At 68.2% G+C, this 18370-nt stretch carries 22 protein-coding genes; 10 read left to right on the forward strand and 12 right to left on the reverse strand.

Going from position 1 to position 18370, the window contains the following annotated elements:
- Positions 1-4 precede the first annotated feature (4 nt).
- From GFH49_RS38995 to GFH49_RS39005, 3 genes are read right to left on the reverse strand one after another with little or no spacing between them, the layout of a single operon-like run.
- On the reverse strand, positions 5-982 hold the full coding sequence (locus GFH49_RS38995; RefSeq protein ID WP_155060785.1) for an ABC transporter permease: 978 nt from the start codon (positions 980-982) through the stop codon (positions 5-7).
- Complete coding sequence (locus tag GFH49_RS39000) at positions 975-1898, reverse strand: ABC transporter permease (RefSeq protein WP_155060786.1); 924 nt, start codon at positions 1896-1898, stop codon at positions 975-977. The genes GFH49_RS38995 and GFH49_RS39000 overlap by 8 nt, the downstream gene beginning before the upstream one ends.
- A 6-nt stretch (positions 1899-1904) precedes the next feature.
- Entirely contained in the window at positions 1905-3536 is a 1632-nt protein-coding gene (locus GFH49_RS39005; RefSeq protein ID WP_155060787.1) for a peptide ABC transporter substrate-binding protein, read from the reverse strand.
- Positions 3537-3959: 423 nt separating this feature from the next.
- Here GFH49_RS39005 and GFH49_RS39010 point away from each other — a divergent pair, with 423 nt between their 5' ends.
- Genes GFH49_RS39010 through GFH49_RS39035 form a run of 6 tightly spaced genes read left to right on the forward strand, consistent with a single transcriptional unit; the run spans position 3960 to position 9843 of the window.
- Positions 3960-5771, forward strand: coding sequence for an ABC transporter substrate-binding protein (locus GFH49_RS39010; protein WP_155060788.1), 1812 nt, complete (start codon positions 3960-3962; stop codon positions 5769-5771).
- Between the two features lie 5 nt (positions 5772-5776).
- A complete protein-coding gene (locus tag GFH49_RS39015) occupies positions 5777-6811 on the forward strand; it encodes an ABC transporter permease (RefSeq protein ID WP_155060789.1) in 1035 nt (344 codons plus the stop codon).
- Entirely contained in the window at positions 6808-7701 is an 894-nt protein-coding gene (locus GFH49_RS39020) for an ABC transporter permease (protein WP_155060790.1), read from the forward strand. The genes GFH49_RS39015 and GFH49_RS39020 overlap by 4 nt, the downstream gene beginning before the upstream one ends.
- Positions 7698-7889, forward strand: coding sequence for an ATP-binding cassette domain-containing protein (locus tag GFH49_RS39640; RefSeq protein ID WP_196218292.1), 192 nt, complete (start codon positions 7698-7700; stop codon positions 7887-7889). Before GFH49_RS39020 ends, GFH49_RS39640 begins: the two co-directional genes overlap by 4 nt.
- Complete coding sequence (locus GFH49_RS39030; protein ID WP_155060792.1) at positions 7886-8851, forward strand: ABC transporter ATP-binding protein; 966 nt, start codon at positions 7886-7888, stop codon at positions 8849-8851. Before GFH49_RS39640 ends, GFH49_RS39030 begins: the two co-directional genes overlap by 4 nt.
- On the forward strand, positions 8740-9843 hold the full coding sequence (locus GFH49_RS39035) for an oligopeptide/dipeptide ABC transporter ATP-binding protein (protein ID WP_155060793.1): 1104 nt from the start codon (positions 8740-8742) through the stop codon (positions 9841-9843). The genes GFH49_RS39030 and GFH49_RS39035 overlap by 112 nt, the downstream gene beginning before the upstream one ends.
- Positions 9844-9933: 90 nt before the next feature.
- Here the strand turns inward: GFH49_RS39035 and GFH49_RS39040 are convergent, their stop codons facing one another.
- Both GFH49_RS39040 and GFH49_RS39045 read right to left on the reverse strand, forming a co-directional pair.
- Positions 9934-10302 (reverse strand): PIN domain-containing protein, encoded by a 369-nt coding sequence (locus GFH49_RS39040; RefSeq protein ID WP_155060829.1) that lies wholly within the window; start codon positions 10300-10302, stop codon positions 9934-9936.
- 5 nt (positions 10303-10307) lie between these two features.
- Positions 10308-10565 carry a hypothetical protein gene (locus tag GFH49_RS39045; protein WP_155060794.1) on the reverse strand — a complete coding sequence of 86 codons (258 nt, stop codon included), beginning with the start codon at positions 10563-10565 and terminating at the stop codon, positions 10308-10310.
- A 96-nt stretch (positions 10566-10661) separates the two neighbouring features.
- Between GFH49_RS39045 and GFH49_RS39050 the strand changes: the two genes are divergently transcribed.
- Complete coding sequence (locus GFH49_RS39050; RefSeq protein ID WP_155060795.1) at positions 10662-11249, forward strand: Uma2 family endonuclease; 588 nt, start codon at positions 10662-10664, stop codon at positions 11247-11249.
- Positions 11250-11380: 131 nt separating this feature from the next.
- On the opposite strand, the gene GFH49_RS39055 is transcribed toward GFH49_RS39050, so the two are convergent.
- The 3 genes from GFH49_RS39055 to GFH49_RS39065 are packed head-to-tail and all read right to left on the reverse strand — an operon-like array spanning position 11381 to position 12792.
- Positions 11381-11776: a VOC family protein gene (locus GFH49_RS39055; RefSeq protein WP_155060796.1), complete on the reverse strand. Its 396-nt coding sequence runs from the start codon at positions 11774-11776 to the stop codon at positions 11381-11383.
- Positions 11777-11824: 48 nt separating this feature from the next.
- A complete protein-coding gene (locus tag GFH49_RS39060) occupies positions 11825-12019 on the reverse strand; it encodes a DUF397 domain-containing protein (RefSeq protein WP_155060797.1) in 195 nt (64 codons plus the stop codon).
- An 11-nt stretch (positions 12020-12030) separates the two neighbouring features.
- Positions 12031-12792, reverse strand: a complete 762-nt coding sequence (locus GFH49_RS39065) for a DUF5753 domain-containing protein (RefSeq protein ID WP_155060798.1) — start codon at positions 12790-12792, stop codon at positions 12031-12033.
- On the opposite strand from GFH49_RS39065, the gene GFH49_RS39070 reads away from it, so the two are divergent.
- The 3 genes from GFH49_RS39070 to GFH49_RS39080 all read left to right on the forward strand — a co-directional run bounded on the left by GFH49_RS39070 (position 12791) and on the right by GFH49_RS39080 (position 13777).
- Entirely contained in the window at positions 12791-13018 is a 228-nt protein-coding gene (locus GFH49_RS39070; RefSeq protein ID WP_155060799.1) for an ATP-binding protein, read from the forward strand. The two genes, GFH49_RS39065 and GFH49_RS39070, sit on opposite strands and share 2 nt — an antisense overlap.
- Before the next feature lie 89 nt (positions 13019-13107).
- Complete coding sequence (locus tag GFH49_RS39075) at positions 13108-13482, forward strand: DUF6247 family protein (protein WP_155060800.1); 375 nt, start codon at positions 13108-13110, stop codon at positions 13480-13482.
- A gap of 4 nt (positions 13483-13486) precedes the next feature.
- A complete protein-coding gene (locus GFH49_RS39080; RefSeq protein ID WP_155060801.1) occupies positions 13487-13777 on the forward strand; it encodes a hypothetical protein in 291 nt (96 codons plus the stop codon).
- A gap of 362 nt (positions 13778-14139) precedes the next feature.
- On the opposite strand, the gene GFH49_RS39085 is transcribed toward GFH49_RS39080, so the two are convergent.
- From GFH49_RS39085 to GFH49_RS39100, 4 genes are read right to left on the reverse strand one after another with little or no spacing between them, the layout of a single operon-like run.
- Entirely contained in the window at positions 14140-15288 is a 1149-nt protein-coding gene (locus tag GFH49_RS39085; protein WP_155060802.1) for an ABC transporter ATP-binding protein, read from the reverse strand.
- A complete protein-coding gene (locus GFH49_RS39090) occupies positions 15281-16327 on the reverse strand; it encodes an ABC transporter ATP-binding protein (RefSeq protein WP_155060803.1) in 1047 nt (348 codons plus the stop codon). The genes GFH49_RS39085 and GFH49_RS39090 overlap by 8 nt, the downstream gene beginning before the upstream one ends.
- Positions 16328-16378: 51 nt before the next feature.
- Positions 16379-17302 (reverse strand): ABC transporter permease, encoded by a 924-nt coding sequence (locus tag GFH49_RS39095; protein ID WP_155060804.1) that lies wholly within the window; start codon positions 17300-17302, stop codon positions 16379-16381.
- 33 nt (positions 17303-17335) lie between these two features.
- Positions 17336-18262: an ABC transporter permease gene (locus tag GFH49_RS39100; protein ID WP_155060805.1), complete on the reverse strand. Its 927-nt coding sequence runs from the start codon at positions 18260-18262 to the stop codon at positions 17336-17338.
- Positions 18263-18370 lie beyond the last annotated feature (108 nt).

Consider the following 18370-nt stretch of genomic DNA (forward strand, 5'->3'; position numbering starts at 1 on the left):
GACGTCACCTCAGCTTCGGGTCGAGGGCGTCGCGTACCGCGTCGCCCAGCATGATGAAGGCGAGGACGGTGAGGGCGAGGGCGCCGGAGGGCCAGAGGAGGGCGTGGGGGGCGTTGCGGATGTACGGGGACGCGGCGGAGATGTCGATGCCCCAGCTGACCGTCGGTGGTTTCAGGCCGACGCCGAGGTAGGAGAGGGTCGCCTCCAGCGCGATGTACGTGCCGAGCGCGATGGTCGCGACGACGATCACCGGTGCCACGGCGTTGGGTGCGATGTGGCGCAGGAGCAGGCGGGAGTTGGAGGCGCCGAGGGCGCGGGCGGCCTGGACGTAGTCGTTCTGCCTGGCGGTGATGACGGAGCCTCGGGCGATCCGGGAGATCTGCGGCCAGCCGAGCAGCACCATGAATCCGATGACCGGCCAGATGGTGCTGCCGGTGACCACCGAGAGGAGGACCAGGCCGCCCAGGACCACCGGGATCGCGAAGAAGATGTCCGTGGTCCGGGACAGGACCGAGTCCCAGATCCCGCCGAAGAACCCGGCGAGCCCGCCGAGCACGCTGCCGAGGACCGCGACGCCGAGCGTGGCGCAGACACCGACGGCGACGGAGTTCCGGGCGCCGTACACGGTGCGCGTGTAGACGTCGCAGCCCTGGCCGTCGTAGCCGAAGGGATGGCCGGGCTGCGAGCCCTCCTGGGCCTTGGCGAGGTCGCACTTGAGGGGGTTGCCGGAGGCGATGACGGACGGCCACAGCGAGATGACCACCAGGAACAGGATGACCAGCCCGGAGATGACGAAGACGGGGTCGCCGCGCAGGTCGCGCCAGGCGTCGGACCAGAGCGAGCGGGGCTTGCCCTGAGGTGCGGTGCGTTCCGCGCCGCCCGACGGCCGCTCCAGCGTCACCGCCTCGCTCGCCGCGAGGCCCATCCCGCCCCCCGCTCCGGTGCCGGCGACAACGCCCTCGGGCTCGTTCGGTTCAGGCATAGCGGATCCTCGGGTCGAGTACGGCGTACAGGAGGTCCACGAGCAGGTTGGCCACCAGGAAGACCAGGACGAGGACGGTCACGAAGCCGACGACGGTCTGTGTGTTCTGGCGGAGGATGCCCTGGTAGAGCTGGTAGCCGACGCCGTGGATGTTGAAGATCCGCTCGGTGACGATCGCGCCGCCCATCAGCGCGCCGATGTCGGTGCCGATGAAGGTGACGACGGGGATGAGCGAGTTGCGCAGCAGGTGCCTGGTGACGACCCGGCGCCGGGGCAGGCCCTTGGCGATCGCCGTACGGACGTAGTCGGACCGCCGGTTCTCCGCGATGGACGTGCGGGTCAGGCGGGTGACATAGGCGAGGGAGACCGAGGCGAGGACCAGGCCCGGCACGATCAGTTCGTCGAAGGTGGCGTCCGTGGAGACGGACGGTTTGATCCACCCCCACTCGACGCCGAGCAGCAGTTGGAGCAGCAGACCGGTGACGAAGGTGGGGACGGAGATCACGACCAGGGTGATCAGGAGGACGGTGGTGTCGACGGGACGGCCGCGGCGCAGCCCCGTCACCACGCCCAGGGTGATGCCGATGACGATCTCGAAGAGGACGGCGACGACCGTCAGGCGGACGGTCACCGGGAACGCGGACGACATCAGCTCGGTGACGGGCCGGCCGTTGAAGGCGGTGCCGAAGTCGCCGGTGAACACATTGGCCAGGTACGTCAGGTACTGCTGCCCGACCGGCTTGTCGAGACCGAACTCCTTGCGCAGCCGTGCGGCCGTCGCCGGGTCGCACTGCCGGTCGCCGCACAGGCCCGCGACGGGGTCGCCCATCACGTTCACCATCAGGAAGATCAGCAGCGTGGCTCCGATGAAGACCGGGATCATCTGCAGCAGCCGCCGGACCACGTACTGTCCCACGGCGGCTCAGCCGACCTTGATCTCGTCGTAGACGGGGACGCTGAACGGATTGAGCTTCACGTCCGACAGCCGCTCGGAGAAGCCGGCGCTGCCGTTCTGGTACCAGAGCGGAATGGCGGCCATGTTGTCCCGGACCACGTCCTCGGCGTCCTGGAAGAGTCCGACGGCCTTGGCGGTGTCGCTCTCGGCGTTGGCCTGGTCGATCAGGTCGTCGTACTCCTTGTTGGACCATTTGCCGTCGTTGGAGGAGGCGCCCGTGTAGTAGAGCGGCTGGAGGAAGTTCTGGATGAGCGGGTAGTCCATCTGCCAGCCCGCCCGGAACGGGCCGCTCATCTTCAGGTCGGTGATCCGGCCGCGGAAGTCGGCGAAGGTGCCGACGGGGTTGCCGACGCAGGCCCGGTCGTCGCCGAGCGCGTTGTTGATGGAGTTGCAGACGGCGTCGACCCACTGCTTGTGCGAGCCGGTGTCCGCGTTGTACGTGATCTTGACCTGGCCGCCCGGAAGCCCGCCGCCCTCCTCGATGAGCTTCTTCGCCGCGTCGGGGTCGTACTCGCAGGCGTCCCCGCACAGGCCTTCCCTGAAGCCGCCGTCCTCGCCGAGGACCGGGGAGGTCCAGTCGCCGGCGGGGGTGCGGGTCTTCTGGAAGATGGTGTCGGTGATCTGGTCCCGGTCGATGGCCCGGGACAGGCCCGTACGGACCTTCTCCGTCCCGGCCTTGTTCCAGTTCTTGTCGTAGTACGGGAAGGCGAGGGTCTGGATGATGCCGGCGGGCGTGTTGAGGTAGCGGTCGCCGAGGTCGGCCCTGACGTTCTTCAGCTGGGCGGCCGGAACGTCGTCGACGAGGTCGAGGTTGCCGGCCATCAGGTCGGTGTAGGCGGTGTTGTTGTCGGTGTAGACCTTGAGGTCGACGCCGCCGTTCTGCGCCTTGTCCGCGCCGGGGTAGGCGTCCCAGGCGCGCAGCGACATCTGCGAGCCCCTGGTGTACGAGTCGACGGTGTACGGACCGTTGCCGACGGGCTTGCTGAGCCAGCCGGCGTGATCGTCGAAGAAGGCCTGCGGGAGCGGGGCGAAGGCGGGGTAGCCGAGGGTGTCGGGGAAGGTCGAGAACTTCTGGCTGAGCTTGACGGTGAAGGTCCTGTCGTCCACGACCGTCAGGCCTGAGAGGGTGTCGGCGGACTGCGCGCTGCCGTCCTCCGGGTGCGTCTTGTCGTAGCCCTCGATGTAGCCGAAGAAGTACGCGTTCCTCTGGTTGTTCTTCAGGCTCGCGCCGTAGTTCCAGGCGTCGACGAAGGACTTCGCGGTGACCTTCTCGCCGTTGCTGAAGGTCCAGCCGTCCTTGACGGTGATGGTGAAGTTCCGCGAGTCGGACGTCTCGATCTTCTCGGCGAGCATGTCCTTCGCCTCACCGGTCCCGGGGTCGTAGCGCTTCAGTCCCCGGAAGATCATGTCGAGGACCTTGCCGCCCTGCACCTCGTTGGTGTTGGCCGGCTCCAGCGGGTTCTGCGGGTCGCCCCAGGAGGAGGAGAGCACCGCGCCGCCGTCGCCGCCGGAGCCGCTGTCCCCGCCCCCGCAGGCCGTCGCCGCGAGCGCTGCCGCCGCCGCGCATGCGGCCCACTTGGCGTGCGTGGCTCTGCGCATGGCTGCCTCCTCGTGAGGTCCCGAGTGAAGGTCCGGGTGAAGATCCGAGTGATGACTGAGTGGTGATCCGAGCGGTGATCCGAGCGGTGACTGAGTGGTGATCCGAGTGGTGATCCGAGTGGTGACTGAGTGATGACTGAGTGATGACTGAGTGGTGATCCGACCGTTATCGGCCAATATCGGCCCGAAATGGATCACTCGCACGTCGGGGCCGCCCGTCCGGGTGCACACCTGCCACAAACCCGTCGTCAGTCCTTCACCAGGGGCGCTTCACCGGTCTGGACCTCTGGGGATGTCAGTCATATCAACTTGTTATTTCCGCAGGCCACCGGGGGTGCAGGCGCCATTGACGGGTCCGGATCGGCGCTGATAGACACCGGAAAACTGTCCGCCTGTGCGAGCGATGACGCGAGGTCAGGTTCCATGCAGCTGAACAGACATGTCAGAGTCCGGACCCGCACGCCCCTTCTGCTGATCGCCGTGCTCCTCATCCTGTCGGCGGCCCTCGTGCCCCGGCCCGCCGCGGCGGCGGACGACAAGAAGGTCCTCACGGTCGCCGTCTCGCAGAGCGTGGACTCGCTGAGCCCCTTCCTGGCGAGCCGTCTGGTCAGCACCAGCATCCACCGGCTGATGTACGAGTACCTCACCAACTACGACCCCGAGGACGCCCACGCGATCCCGGGCCTCGCCACCAAGTGGACATCGTCCGCGGACAAGCTGACCTGGACGTACACGATCCGCTCCGGCACCGAGTGGTCGGACGGCGAGCCGGTCACCGCCGAGGACGCCGCCTGGACGTTCAACACGATGATGACCGACGAGGACGCGGCGACCGCGAACGGCAGCTTCGTCGCCAACTTCAAGAAGGTGACGGCCACCAGCCCCACCCAGCTCGTCATAGAGCTGAACGAACCGCAGGCCACGATGGCCGCCCTCGACGTGCCGATCGTGCCCAAGCACATCTGGGAGAACGTCGAGGACTTCTCCACGTTCAACAACGACGAGGACTTCCCCGTCGTCGGCAACGGCCCGTACATCCTGACCGGCTACAAGGCCGACAGCTACGTACGCCTGGAGCCCAACAAGAACTTCTGGCGCGGCGCTCCGGAGTTCGACGAACTGCTCTTCAAGTACTACAAGGACGGTGACGCGGCCGTAGCCGCCCTGCAGAAGGGCGAGGTGTCCTTCGTCGGCGACCTGACGCCCGCTCAGGCGTCCGCGCTCGAAGACCAGCAGGACATCAAGGTCAACGACGCGCCCGGCCGCCGCTTCTACGCCCTCGCCACCAACCCGGGCGCCCGCGCCGCGAACGGCGAGACGTTCGGCAACGGCGACCCCTCCCTGCTGGACCAGCGGGTGCGGCAGGCGCTGTTCATGGCGGTCGACCGTACGACCCTCATCGACAGGGTGTTCCAGGGGCATGCCGTCGAGGGTGAGGGCTACATCCCGCCGCGCTTCTCGACGTACTACTGGGAGCCGTCGGACGACCAGGAGCTGGCCTACGACCCCGCGCAGGCGGCGCGGCTCCTGGACCAGGCGGGCTACCGGAAGAACGGCGACGGCCAGCGGGTCGGCAAGGACGGCAAGCCGATCAACTACCGCATCCTGTGCCACGCCACCGACCCGGAGGACAAGGCCGTCGGCCAGTACCTCAAGGAGTGGTGGGCCGACCTCGGCATCGGCGTCACGCTCGACTGCCTCGACAACGTCTCCGACCCCTGGCTCGCCGGCGACTACGACCTCGCCTTCGACGGCTGGTCCGTCAACCCCGACCCGGACTTCGTGCTGTCGATCCACACCTGCGGCGCCCTGCCCGCCACCCCCGACGACGTGGGCGCGACCGACAACTTCATCTGCGACGAGACGTACGACGAGCTCTACGCACGCCAGCTCGCCGAGTACGACCCTGCCAAACGGGCCGACCTCGTCAAGCAGATGGAGTCGCGGCTGTACGACCTCGGATACATGAACGTCATGGCGTACCCGAACGCGGTCGAGGCCTACCGCACCGACCAGATCGCGTCGATCACCACCATGCCGGAGGACGCGGGCAACATCTACGGCCAGGACGGCTACTGGAGCTGGTGGTCGGCGGTACCGGCCGCCTCCGACGCCGACGACTCCTCGGGCTCGACGGGCGTGGTCGTGGGCATCGTGTCCGGAGTCGTGGTCCTCGTGGGCGCGGGCGTGTTCTTCGGACTGCGGCGGCGGGCGACCGCCGACGACCGTGAGTAGCGTCCATGGCCACTGACACGGCAGTCGCGAAGGCGCAGGCACCGAAGACCGAGCGCCGCGCGGGCAGCGGGTATGTGCGCTACTGCGCGGGCAAGGTGGGCGGCGCCGTCGTCTCCCTCTTCGCCGTCCTGGTCACCAGCTTCTTCCTGTTCCGGCTGATCCCCGGCGACCCGGTGAAGTACATGACCGGGGGCCGCAAGGTGTCGAACGAGCAACTGGCCGCGTACCGCCGGGAGTTCGGCCTCGACCTGCCCTTGTGGGAACAGTTCGCGGACTACTGCGGCAAGGCGCTCACCGGCGACCTGGGCACGTCGTACCAGTTCCGGACGCCTGTGATCGACAAGATCACCGAGGCGCTCCCGAACACGCTGATCCTCACGGGGACCGCCTTCGTCCTCTACACCGCGCTGGGCATCTTCCTCGGCACCCGCTCGGCGTGGCGGCACGGCGGGCTCGGGGACCGGGTGAACACCGGCCTGGCGCTGACTCTCTACTCCATCCCGTCCTTCTGGCTGGGCCTGCTGCTCATCATCGTCTTCGGGGTGGGGCTGGGCCCGATCCCGGGCCTGTTCCCGACCGGCGGTATGGAGTCGGGGGGTGAGGAGGGCTTCGCGTACGTCGTCGACGTCGCCCACCACCTCGTACTGCCCGTGATCACCCTGGTCGCGGTCGAGTACGGCCAGACGCTGCTCGTCACCCGCTCGGCGCTGCTGGACGAGATGGGCAGCGACTATCTGACGACCGCGCGCGCCAAGGGCCTGAGGGACGACCTGGTCCGACGGCGGCACGCCGTGCCCAACGCGATGCTGCCGACCGTGACGCTGATCTTCGTGAACCTGGGGCGGACGGTGGCGGGCGTGATCCTCGTGGAGACCGTCTTCTCGTGGCCGGGCCTGGGCGGGCTCTTCTACCAGGCGCTGAGCGTGCCCGATCTCCCTCTGGTCCAGGGCCTGTTCTTCGTCTTCGCCGCGACGGTGATCGTGATGAACACGGTGGCGGATCTGATCTATCCGCTGCTCGATCCGAGGGTGGGCCGATGACGACGGCTGCCGCACTCACCTGGCAGCGGCGGCGGGAGTCCGCCGCCCGCTTCTGGAAGCAGTACCGCAGGCACCGAGCGGGCCTGCTGGGCCTGGCCGCGCTCGCCCTGTTCGTGGTGATCGCGTTGACCGCGCCGCTGACGGTCGGCTCCGACGTGGCGAGCGTGACGGAGGCGCCGGGCCGCCCGATGGAGAGCCCGAGCGCCGAATTCCCGCTCGGCACCGACCGGTTCGGGCGCGATCTGCTGGGCCTGCTGGTGTGGGGCTCCCGCGTCTCACTGCTCGTGGGCCTGCTGGCGGCGGTGCTGTCGGTGCTGATCGGCGGGCTGGTGGGCATCACGGCCGGGCACTTCCGCGGACCGTACGCCACCGTGGTCATGCGGGTCACGGACTGGTTCCTGGTGATGCCGACGCTGGTGCTGGCGATCGCGCTGGCCACCGTGATGTCCCGTTCGCTCGGCACGATCGTGCTGGCGATCGGCGTGACCATCTGGCCGACGACGGCGAGGCTGGTGCGGGCGCAGACACTGGCCGTCGAGTCACGGCCGTACATCGAACGCGCGAAGGCGCTCGGCGGCGGGCACTGGCACATCATGTCCCGGCACGTCCTGCCCAACGTCATGCCGCTGATCCTGGCGCAGACGACCTTGATGATCTCCACCTCCATCCTCTCCGAGGCCACCCTCGCCTTCCTCGGCCTGGGCGATCCGACGGTCGTCTCCTGGGGCGGCATGCTCCAGGAGGCCCGTGAAGCGGGCGCCGTCAGCTCCGGCGACTGGTGGTACCTGGTACCGCCGGGCATCGCGATCGCCGTGGTCGCCCTGGCGTTCACGCTGTGCGGGCGGGCGGTGGAGTCCGTGCTCAATCCGAGACTGGGGGTGGGGCGTTGACGCTGCTTGATGTCTGGAACCTGGAGGTGGCCCACGCCGGCGGGTCGGCCTCGGTGCGGGGCGTCGACCTGACGCCGGCGGCCGGGCAGAAGCTCGGCATCGCGGGCGAGTCCGGCTGCGGCAAGTCCACGCTGGCGCCGGCACTGCTGAGGCTGCTGGATCTCCAGGACCTGGAGGTGACCTCTTGACACTGCTCGAAGTCCAGGACCTGCACGTCACCTACCCCGGCGGAGCAGCCGCCGTGCGAGGCGTCGACCTCACCCTGGCCGCCGGGCAGAAGCTCGGCATCGCGGGCGAATCCGGCTGCGGCAAGTCGACACTGGCACTGGCGCTGCTGAGGCTGCTGCCGGCCGGGACCAGAATCGACGGATCGGTGCTGCTGGACGGGGAGGACGTGCTGACCATGCGGTGGGGGCGGGTGCGGGCGGTCCGGTGGGCGGGCGCCTCCATCGTCTTCCAGGGGGCCATGCACTCCCTCAACGCCGTCCACCGCATCGGCGACCAGATCGCCGAGCCGATCCTGCTGCACGGCGGGACGACCGCGGCGGCGGCGCGGCGGCGGACCGGTGAGCTGCTGGAGCACGTGGGCCTGCCGGCGGCCCGGGCGCGGGCGTACCCCCACGAACTGTCGGGTGGCCAGCGGCAGCGGGTGACGATCGCCATGGCACTGGCCTGCGATCCCCTGCTGGTCGTCGCCGACGAGCCGACCACCGCCCTGGACGTGATGATCCAGGCGCAGATCCTGCGGCTGATCGAGGGCCTGGTCGCCGAGCAGGACCTCGGCCTCATCATGATCAGCCACGACCTGGCGGTCCTCGCCGACACCTGCGACCGGCTCGCCGTGATGTACGCGGGCCGGGTCGTCGAGGAGGGTCCGGCCCGGGAGGTCCACGAGAACGCCCGGCACCCGTACGCCGAAGCCCTGTCGTCCGCCTTCCCCCGCATCGGCGACCCGTCGTCACGGTTCGCTCCGCGCGGCCTGGCGGGCGACCCGCCGGACCCCTCCGACCTCCCCTCCGGGTGTGCGTTCCATCCCAGATGCGAGGTGGCGCTGGCGGAGTGCGCGTCGGAGGACCAGGTGTTGCGGGAGGCGGAGCCGGAGCGGAGGGCGGCGTGTGTGCATGTGACGGACATGAGGAGCCACACGTGACTGCGAGTACTGTGACGCCCCTGCTCAGCGCCCAGGGCCTGCACGTCACCTTCCCCGGCCGCCCCGGCGCCGCCCCCGCCCGGGCCGTGGACGGCGTCGACCTCGGCATCCGGGCCGGGGAGATCGTGGCGCTGGTCGGTGAGTCGGGGTGCGGCAAGACGACACTCGCGCGGGCGCTGCTCGGCCTCGTGACACCGACCGCGGGGCGCGTCGACTTCGCCGGGAAGCCGCTGTCGTACACCTCCCGGGACCTCAAGTCCTACCGCCGGCGTGTGCAGTTGGTGCTCCAGGACCCGTCCGGCTCGCTGAACCCACGGCACACGGTGTACGACGCGGTGGCGGAGGGCCTGCGGATCCACGGCTACGACGGTGACGAGCGGAAGGCGGTCACGCAAGCCCTCTCCCAGGCCGGACTGCGCCCACCCGAGCGTTTCTTCCTGCGCTACCCGCACGAGTTGTCCGGCGGCCAGCGGCAGCGGGTGGTCATCGCGGGAGCGCTGGTACTCAACCCCGAACTGATCATCGCCGACGAGCCGGTGGCCTCCCTCGACGCCTCCGTACGCGGCGAGATCCTCGCCCTGCTGCTACGGCTCCGCGACGAACTGGGCCTGGCCGCGCTGGTGGTGACCCATGACCTGGGGCTGGCCTGGAACATCGCCGACCGGGTCGCGGTGATGTACCTGGGCCGGATCGTGGAGACGGGCGCGGTGGAGGATGTGCTGACGGCGCCCCGGCACCCGTACACCCAGGCGCTGTTGTCGGTCGTGCCGGAGGCCCCCGGCACCCCGGTGATCCTGACCGGCGAGCCCCCCGACCCCGCCCGCATCCCCTCCGGCTGCCGCTTCCACGCCCGCTGCCAGATCCTGGCGAGCGGCGAGGCGGAGCGAACGGGCGTCGCGGACGCGTGCCGCACGCGGGACCTGGAGGTGCTGGGTGGGGGTGGTGGGGCACAGGTGGCTTGTCACTGGGCGCGGCCTGGGGTGGGCGCCTGATTCCGGGCGGGACATGCTGATACCGCCCCGCGACGACGAGGCGTCCACCGCGGACCGGTCCCGGCGCCGGGAAAGCGCCGGGAACCTTGCTCACGGATTGAGGTCGAGGACGCGGACCGCACGCCCCTTCCAGTTCTCCGGGTCAGCGGTGGCGACGACAGATCCGTCGAGCCGTTCGGGCGTCGGCCGGGCCGCGTACTCGATCTGCGCCGGAGCCCAGGTGGTGTCACGGGCGACAGCAAGGGCCGTGGGCAGATCCAGATCAAGGACGGCGATGCCGGGCAGTGCGGCGATGTGCTCGGCCGTACCGGGCCGGGTCCGGTCGGCTTCGACCAGCGCGCACGTGGGCGCGTACAGAAACCATCCCGGCACGGTGTGCGCGCGGTGGATCAGCCGGGAGGCCAGAACGTTCCCCGAACCGGCGGCGACCATTGCCGTGGCATCGAGGATCACATGCAGGTCGGTCACGGGGCAGCCGCCTCGGCCAGCCTGCGATCGAGCTCCGCGTCAAGGGCAGCCTCTTCGGCCTTGCTCGGGTCATAGCCGCTCCATTCCCGCAGTACGGCACGGGCCTGCTCAGCACGCTGAGCGCGCTCAGCAGGGGTGAGCAGCGTGTCGGCCAGCCGGGCGAGGTAAGCACGCAGCGACAGACCCTCGCCCGCCGCTATCTCGGCAAGCCGGTCTCTGGCCTCGGCGGGGATGCGGATGTTGGCGTCGGACATGACGAGGCTCCTTCCACTCATCCACCCAGGATACGGGTACGCACCCGTACCCACCCAAGCCTCCAGCCCTCGCAGCTTGCTCGGTACTCTCAGAGCATGGACTACGCGAAGATGCGCGCGATCGCCGAGGAGCTCACGGCGTACGCCGAGCACCTTGAAGGGGCGTGGAACGTCGAGATCGGACCCTCCGGGCCGCTCCTCGCGATGATGAGCCCCTCGAAACGCCACGAGGGCACAGTCCGCCGCATCCGAAACCAGCTCAACGCGCAGCTTCCCGACTCCCACCCGGGCTACATCTGTGAGAACGGCCCCGAGATCGAACACCCGGCGATCGGCCGCATGCGGCGCCCGGACGCCGTTGTGATCCCCGAGGACGTACTCGACGAGGAGGGTCTCGCAGTCGACGCCGCCCAGGTCCTGGCGGTCATCGAGATCGTCTCGCCGTCGAACCCGAACAACGACTACGGCGAGAAACTCACCGAGTACCCGGCCATGGGCATCTCGCACTACCTCATCGTCGACCCCAGGACCGGCACCATCGAGGTGCACTCGGAACCCTGCAAGGACCGGTACCAGCACAAGGACCCGTACATCTTCGGCGACAGTGTGCTCTTCGGGCCCTGGACGGTGGAGACCCGGGAATTCCGCCGCTACGGCAAGGCGAACGGCGGGCCGCAGAGGTGAAGCACTCAGGCGGGTCATACGGCTCGGCGACGGCAAATGTGCCCTGAGTCTCAACGGAAGCCGCCAAAACCCAAGGTCGCGTTGTCGGCCAGTGAGACTCAACGCCCACTCGTCCGGCACTGGGGGCGTTGCTATCGGGCACCGTCGGCGGTGGCCACCAGCTCCACCTCGAACCCGGCCGTGTTCGCGAGGTAAGCCGCGTAGTGCTGCGGGCCGCCGGCGTGCGGGTAGCGGTCGGCGAACAGCGGCTCCCAGCCGTTGGCCGAGGCCTCGGCGGCCAACGCGTCGACCTGCTCACGGCTCCCGGCGTGGAACGCGAGGTGGTTCAGGCCGGGATGGGTCCGGTCGTGGCGAGTGCCGGTCATCGCCGGTGACTGCTCCACGACCAGATACGTCACCCCAAGGCGCCAACTGCGGCCGTCCTGCCACTCCTGGTCCGGTTCGTAGCCGAGCCGTCCGAGAAGCCAGCCCCATTCGCGGACCGCGCGCGGCAGGTCGGGGACCCACAGCTCGATGTGGTGCAGCACTTGAATTCCCCTTCGGGAACCAGACGTCGGACCAGTTGGGGGAGACTCTCAAACACTCGGCGCTGCCTCGCTCTTGACGCTGTCGAGCAACGCCGCGAGGGCGGTGGGCGACGCTGTGATGGCGGTGGCGGGAGTGACGCTCTCGCGGAGATGGAGGGTGCCGGTTCGGTCGAGGGCCACCTCAACGCAGGTGTCGGCGCCGCCTTCGCTGTAGGTCGACTTCTGCCACCGCAGCCCGGTCATGTTCGCCTTCCTCAGAGGAGGGGATAAAGGAGTCTCTGGATCAGCCCCAGGGAGTCCCTGGCAAGGTGCCCCTCGGGCGGTACGGACACGTCCATTGAGGGAAGCGCCGCGTCCTGCAGCCTAGCGAACAGGTCCGTGTACCGGGCAAGGTCCTCGGCCTCCCCCAAATGCAGGGTCCTTTCGACATGCGCGACTACTACCGTGCCGAGTCGCTTCACAGGGGGCAGAAGCGTCGTGAAGGACGTACCGAACGGCACGGGCCCGTCGAAGGGCAGCACCTGAATGGTGACGTGCGGCAGTCGTGAGAGCTCGATCAGCCGGACCAACTGCTCGCGCATGACACCCCTGTTCCCATAGGACGGGTGCAGTGCGGCCTCGTGGACGATCGCGTGGACCCGGGGAGGACGCTCCCCCTGGAGGATCCGCTGCCGGGCGAGGCGGAACTCCACTGCCAGGCGGTGCTCGGACTCATCCGCCCGCGTATACCCCTGACGGTGGATCACCGAAGCGTAGGACTCGGTCTGAAGCAGCCCTGGTACGAAGAACGGTTCGTAGCAGACGACTTCGGCCGCACCGTCCTCCAGCTCCGCCAGATCCAGCAGCGAAGGGCGCACCCGATCCCGGTATTCCGTCCACCACCCCTTGCCAGGCCTGTTCCCCAACTCGATCAAGGCATCCACATAGGTGGAGTTTTCGCTACCTGAGGCCATTGCCAGTCGGCGCAGTCTCTCTGCGGACAGGCTCGTGCGCCCCGCCTCGACGGTACTCGCCATGGAGACCTACGTCAGCATGGAACGCACCCCGGAGGACTTCCGCGTCACGGTGTGGGACCACGGCTCGGGCACCCCGACGCCACTGACCCCCGCCGCCCACGACGAACGCGGCCGGGGACTCGGCATCGTCGAGGCGTGCGCCGACCAATGGGGTGTACGCGATTACCCCCATGGCAAGGCCGTGTGGTTCAGCGTCGCGCCGAAGAGGAACGGGGGCGAGGCGTGAGTTGTCCACAGGCACAGCCCGCACCGCAGCCTCACGGGTACGCTGGCAGGCAGTGGGCAGACCACCACATCGCCCCAGGGAGACCGCGTATGAGCACCGCCGCACAATCTGGCCTCGGCGACTCCGTCGCCCCCCAGCCGGCCAGTACCCCGGAAGACCTGCGAGCTGCCATCGCGCAGCTGGCACCCGACGCCCTGCCCACATTCGACGCCGAACGGTCAGCGGCCCTGCAGCAAGCACGTGAACAGGTCAGCGCCGCACCCATGCGCCGCTTCGTGGGGCAGTGGGCGGTGTACGTCGCGCTGGAGCGGCATCCCGAGCGGGCCGCCGCACTGCGTTCTCTGGAGACACGCGCCGCTGCCACCGAGAACCTTGAGGAGGCCCGGGCCATCGCGTCCAAGATCGGCCGGATCCTCGACATGGCGTGCGCGGAGGCCGGGATCGAGCGGGCCGAGGGCGTGTGAGGGCATGGGGGACGAAGAAGCCTGGCGCTGGGAATACGACCCGGACGCCGAACACGTCGCGGCCGGGTTCCCAAAGCACATCATCGATGAGGTCGAACGTCTCGCGTCGGAGTTGGTTGCCCTCGCCGAGGTCGGCGTCGATGTGACGGACATCGGCGAGGGACCCCGCCGAGGCGTTCCCGGCGGCGTACGCCGCATCCCGCTGCTCTCCGACGGCTGGTTCTACGCGCTGCCGGTGCCCCGACTGCGCCTCATCGCCATCACCCGGATCATTCCGCCCTTCGACTGCCTCTGAGCGCGAAAGACCAGGTATGCCCCTCGACAGACTCACCAAATGGACCGAAAGCACACTCACCCCGGACGAGTTGAAGGAGTCCCACTGCGCTGAGCGATTGGCAGTGACCAGCCGGCGCGGGACCGCCACACGAGGGTCATCGGACGGAGACAGGGATGTGGCAGAGACAGTCATGTCGGACAGCGGCCTCATCCCCTGGTCACACCGGTGACTCGCTTTTGCCGGTGCCTCTTAGCCGAGGAGCCGGGCCGGAGGAGCGAGCAGCGCGGAGCAGATCACCGAGGGCGGCGGGAGGGAGAGCACCCCCAGACACAGCCGGTCCCCGGCACTCGCTGAAGCGCCGGGGACCGCCACGTCAAAGGTCAGGCCGCGTGGACGACGTCCTTCTCCTCGGCGAAGTGGCAGGCCGACTCGTGCGCGGCCGGGGTGTCCTCGCTGCGGAACCGTTCGGGGACGGCGAGGATCGGGACCTCCTCGGCGCACTTGTCCTGCGCCTTCCAGCAGCGGGTGCGGAAGCGGCAGCCGGACGGCGGGTTGGCCGGGGACGGGACGTCGCCGGTCAGGATGATCCGCTCACGGTGCTCGCGGGCCTCCGGGTCCGGAACGGGGACCGCGGAGAGCAGCGCCTGGGTGTAGGGGTGCGTCGGGTGGTCGTAGATCTGCTCGTCCGTGCCGATCTCGGCCATCTTCCCGAGGTACATCACCCCGACCCGGTCCGAGATGTGCCGGACGATCGACAGGTCGTGCGCGATGAAGATGTAGGAGAGGTTGAACTCGTCCTGCAGTCGCTCCATCAGGTTGATGACCTGCGCCTGGACCGACACGTCCAGCGCGGAGACCGGCTCGTCGCAGATGATGATCTCCGGGTTGAGAGCCAACCCCCTCGCGATGCCGATGCGCTGACGCTGGCCGCCGGAGAACTGGTGCGGGTAGCGGTTGATGTATTCCGGGTTCAGGCCTACGACGTCCAGCAGATCCTGGACCCGCTTGCGCCGGTCGCCCTTCGGGGCCACCTCTGGGTGGATGTCGAAGGGCTCACCGATGATGTCGCCGACCGTCATACGCGGGTTGAGCGAGGTGTACGGGTCCTGGAACACCATCTGGATGTTCCGCCGGACCGCCTTCAGCGCGCGCCCCGACAGCCTGGTGATGTCCTGGCCCTTGTAGAAGATCTCGCCGGCCGTCGCCCGCTCCAGGTTCATCAGGAGCTTGGCGACCGTCGACTTGCCGCAGCCGGACTCGCCCACGATCCCCAGGGTCTCGCCCTGGTACAGGTCGAAGGAGATGCCGTCGACGGCTTTGACGGCGCCGATCTGCCGTTTGAACAAGATGCCCTGCGTCAGCGGGAAATGTTTGACCAGGTTGCGGACCTGGAGAATCGGCTCTCCTCGCTCGACCGGTGCCTCGATGACCTCCACCGCCTCCGACTCGGAGTGCGTGTCCACCGCCTCCACCAGGGAAACGTTCGGCGTGGCGTCGATCGGCTCGTCGTTCTTGCTGAGCTCAGCCATGGAGCGTCTCCTTCCAGAAATGGCACGCGGAGCCGCGGCCCACCAACTCCGTGCCGTCCCGCTCCGTCACAGGGGCCAGCGCCGGTACTTCGGTCAGGCAGATGTCCTGCGCCCTGCTGCACCTCGGATTGAAGGCGCAACCGGGCGGAATCTGCTGCAGGTTGGGCGGCAGACCCTTGATCGCGTACAGCTCGTGCCCCTTGTGGTCGAGGCGCGGGATCGAGTCGAGCAGGCCACGCGTGTAAGGGTGCGCGGGGCGCTTGTACAACTCGTGGACCGGAGCATGCTCGACAATCCGGCCCGCGTACATCACTGCGATCTTGTCAGCGACGTCCGCGACCACACCCAAGTCGTGCGTGATCAGGATCAGGCCCATGTTGTACTCGCGCTGCAACTCCGCGAGCAGGTCCATAACCTGGGCCTGGACAGTGACGTCGAGGGCAGTCGTCGGCTCATCGGCGATGATCAGGTCCGGTTCCAAGGCCAGCGCCATGGCGATCATGATGCGTTGGCGCATACCGCCGGAGAACTGGTGCGGGTAGTCGTTCACCCGCGCCGCGGCGGCCGGGATCTTCACCCGGTCCATCAGCTCGATCGCCTTGGCCTTGGCGTCCTTGCGGGACATGCCCAGGTGTGACCGGAACATCTCGCCGAGTTGGAAGCCCACGGAGAGCACCGGATTGAGGGAGGAAAGCGCGTCCTGGAAGATCATCGCCATCTTGGAGCCGCGCAGCTTGCGACGCTCCTTCTCCGACAGGCTGAGGATGTCCTGCCCTTGAAAGAAGATCTCGCCCTTGGCGATGCGTCCGGGAGGACTGTCCAGGATGCCCATGATGGCCTGCGCGGTGACGGACTTGCCGGAACCCGACTCGCCGAGAACAGCCAGCGTCTCGCCCGCGTTGACGCTGTAGTTGACGCCGTTGACCGCCTTGGTCACAGCGTCGCGAACCTTGAACTCCACGTGCAGGTCGCGGACTTCGAGGAGCGGCGCGGTCGCGTCCACCCCCGCGTTCGTGGGGACCAAATCCAGGCTGGTCATGCCGTCACCTTCGTCTTGCTTGCTCAAGGGGGGTCGACTCATGGCTGCGCCTCACCGGAGCTTCGGGTCGAGCGCATCGCGCAGGCCGTTGCCCAGCAGGACGAAGCCCAGGGCGGTGATGACGATCGCGATGCTCGGGTAGGTCCACATGAAGTCCTTGGCCCCCATGAACCCACGGCCGGCGGAGATCATGTTGCCCCACTCCGCGACCTCGGGGTCAACGCCGACACCCAGGTACGACAGCGATGCCTCAGCCACGATCGCGATGCCCACGTTGCTCGTGCCGTACACCAGCACCGACGTCAGGGAGTTGGGCAGGATGTGCTTTCGGATGATGCGGCTCCGGCTCGCTCCCAGCGCCTGGGCGGCGTGCACGAAGTCCATCTCGCGCACGGAGAGGATCTGGCTGCGCAGCAGGCGGGCGAAGGTCGCCCATTGGAAGACGCCCAGCGAGAGCACGACAGGCAGCACGCCACGGCCCATCAGCAGGATGATGACGATGGCGCCGATGAGCAACGGGAAAGCAAAGAAGATGTCCGCCGTACGCATGATCACCGTGTCCACCCAGCGGCCGAAGTAGCCGGCCAGAGCGCCCAGCACGATGCCGATGGAAAGCGCCACGAAGATCGAGGCAAGGCCCACGATCACCGCGATGCGGCTGCCGTATATGAGGCGGGAGAGCTGGTCCCGGCCGAGTGCATCGGTGCCGAGCAGGTGCCCGGAGCCCGGGGACTGGAGGGTGGCGTTCAGATCTTGCCGGAGCGGATCGTGCGGTGCCAGCAGGGGCGCGAATACGGCGGTGAGGATGAGCAGAACGATGATCGCCAGCCCGACCACGGCCAGCTTGTTGGCGAAGAAGCGGTGCCGGATGTCGGCCCACTGGCTGACCCGGGCGACACTGGGTTCGGCGCCCTGTTTGGCCGCGGTGGGATCGGCCGCTGTCGGCTCTCCCGTACCCGTGACGAGTTCGGTCATGGTGTGACTCCTAGATGGGGGCGACCCTGCGGGTCAGGCAAGGCGGATACGCGGGTCGAGGGCGGCGTACAGCAGGTCCACGACCAGGTTCAGCAGAACGAAGACCGCCACGCTGATCGTCACCACCCCCACGATGATGGGGTTGTTGTTCTGCTGGATCGCCTGGATCAGCGCGAGCCCGATGCCGTTCCAGTTGAAGATCGTCTCTGTGATGATCGCGCCGCCGAGCAGCGTGCCGAAGGAGATGCCCAGATAGGTGATCACGGGAATGACCGAGTTCCGCAGGACGTGACGGAAGAGCACCGTCCGTCGAGAGAGTCCCTTGGCCACGGCCGTCTTGACGTAGTCGGCTCGCAGGACTTCGAGCATGGCGCTCCGGGCGAGCTGGGCCACGAGCGCGGCATCGATGATCGCCAGTGTCACGGCCGGCAGCACCATCGACTTGAAGCTGCCGTCGGCGATCAGCGGGAACCAGTTCAGTTCCACGACGAAGAAGCGCTGCATGATCATGCCGAGCACGATTGAGGGCACGCCGATCGCCAAGGTGGTGACAAAGGTCGCCGACACGTCCCAGATCGAGTATCTACGCATCGCGGCCACCACACCGACAGCTATGCCGATGACGATGTCGATCGCGATGGCGAAGACGGCCAACTTCGCCGTGTTGCCCAGCTTCGGTACGAGGATCTCAGTGACCGGTCGGCCCTGCGTGTAGTCCTCGCCGAGGTCTCCCGTCACGAGATTGCCCACGTAGTTGCCGTACTGCACGACCAAAGGCTCGTCGAGCCCGTACTGCTCGTGCAGCTGCTTGATCACAGCCGGATCACGTGCCTTGTCGCTGCCTGCGATCTGCCCAACCGGGTCTCCCGGGAGCACGAACAGGCACGCGAACAGGATCATCGTTGCGCCGAGCACGACCACGATCAACTGGCCCAGCCTGCGGGCCACATACCTTCCCATGACTTGCCTCTCTGCCTCGCTGCCTCTTACTGAGCAGCGCCCTCACCCCAGGGTGGTGGGGGTGGTGGGGTAGGGCGGGCGGGTGGATCGCACCACTCCCGACGGTCG

Origin of the sequence: Streptomyces blattellae, from assembly GCF_009709555.1 — a bacterium.
GTDB lineage: Bacteria > Actinomycetota > Actinomycetes > Streptomycetales > Streptomycetaceae > Streptomyces > Streptomyces blattellae.

Bases quoted from the DNA above. Each gene is read 5' to 3' on its own strand.
- GFH49_RS38995 (WP_155060785.1), bottom strand. From the start codon at position 982: ATGCCTGAACCGAACGAGCCCGAGGGCGTTGTCGCCGGCACCGGAGCG.
- GFH49_RS39005 (WP_155060787.1), bottom strand. From the start codon at position 3,536: ATGCGCAGAGCCACGCACGCCAAGTGGGCCGCATGCGCGGCGGCGGCA.
- GFH49_RS39010 (WP_155060788.1), top strand. From the start codon at position 3,960: ATGCAGCTGAACAGACATGTCAGAGTCCGGACCCGCACGCCCCTTCTG.
- GFH49_RS39015 (WP_155060789.1), top strand. From the start codon at position 5,777: ATGGCCACTGACACGGCAGTCGCGAAGGCGCAGGCACCGAAGACCGAG.
- GFH49_RS39020 (WP_155060790.1), top strand. From the start codon at position 6,808: ATGACGACGGCTGCCGCACTCACCTGGCAGCGGCGGCGGGAGTCCGCC.
- GFH49_RS39035 (WP_155060793.1), top strand. From the start codon at position 8,740: ATGCGAGGTGGCGCTGGCGGAGTGCGCGTCGGAGGACCAGGTGTTGCG.
- GFH49_RS39045 (WP_155060794.1), bottom strand. From the start codon at position 10,565: ATGTCCGACGCCAACATCCGCATCCCCGCCGAGGCCAGAGACCGGCTT.
- GFH49_RS39050 (WP_155060795.1), top strand. From the start codon at position 10,662: ATGGACTACGCGAAGATGCGCGCGATCGCCGAGGAGCTCACGGCGTAC.
- GFH49_RS39060 (WP_155060797.1), bottom strand. From the start codon at position 12,019: ATGACCGGGCTGCGGTGGCAGAAGTCGACCTACAGCGAAGGCGGCGCC.
- GFH49_RS39070 (WP_155060799.1), top strand. From the start codon at position 12,791: ATGGAGACCTACGTCAGCATGGAACGCACCCCGGAGGACTTCCGCGTC.
- GFH49_RS39065 (WP_155060798.1), bottom strand. From the start codon at position 12,792: ATGGCGAGTACCGTCGAGGCGGGGCGCACGAGCCTGTCCGCAGAGAGA.
- GFH49_RS39075 (WP_155060800.1), top strand. From the start codon at position 13,108: ATGAGCACCGCCGCACAATCTGGCCTCGGCGACTCCGTCGCCCCCCAG.
- GFH49_RS39080 (WP_155060801.1), top strand. From the start codon at position 13,487: ATGGGGGACGAAGAAGCCTGGCGCTGGGAATACGACCCGGACGCCGAA.
- GFH49_RS39085 (WP_155060802.1), bottom strand. From the start codon at position 15,288: ATGGCTGAGCTCAGCAAGAACGACGAGCCGATCGACGCCACGCCGAAC.
- GFH49_RS39090 (WP_155060803.1), bottom strand. From the start codon at position 16,327: ATGACCAGCCTGGATTTGGTCCCCACGAACGCGGGGGTGGACGCGACC.
- GFH49_RS39095 (WP_155060804.1), bottom strand. From the start codon at position 17,302: ATGACCGAACTCGTCACGGGTACGGGAGAGCCGACAGCGGCCGATCCC.
- GFH49_RS39100 (WP_155060805.1), bottom strand. From the start codon at position 18,262: ATGGGAAGGTATGTGGCCCGCAGGCTGGGCCAGTTGATCGTGGTCGTG.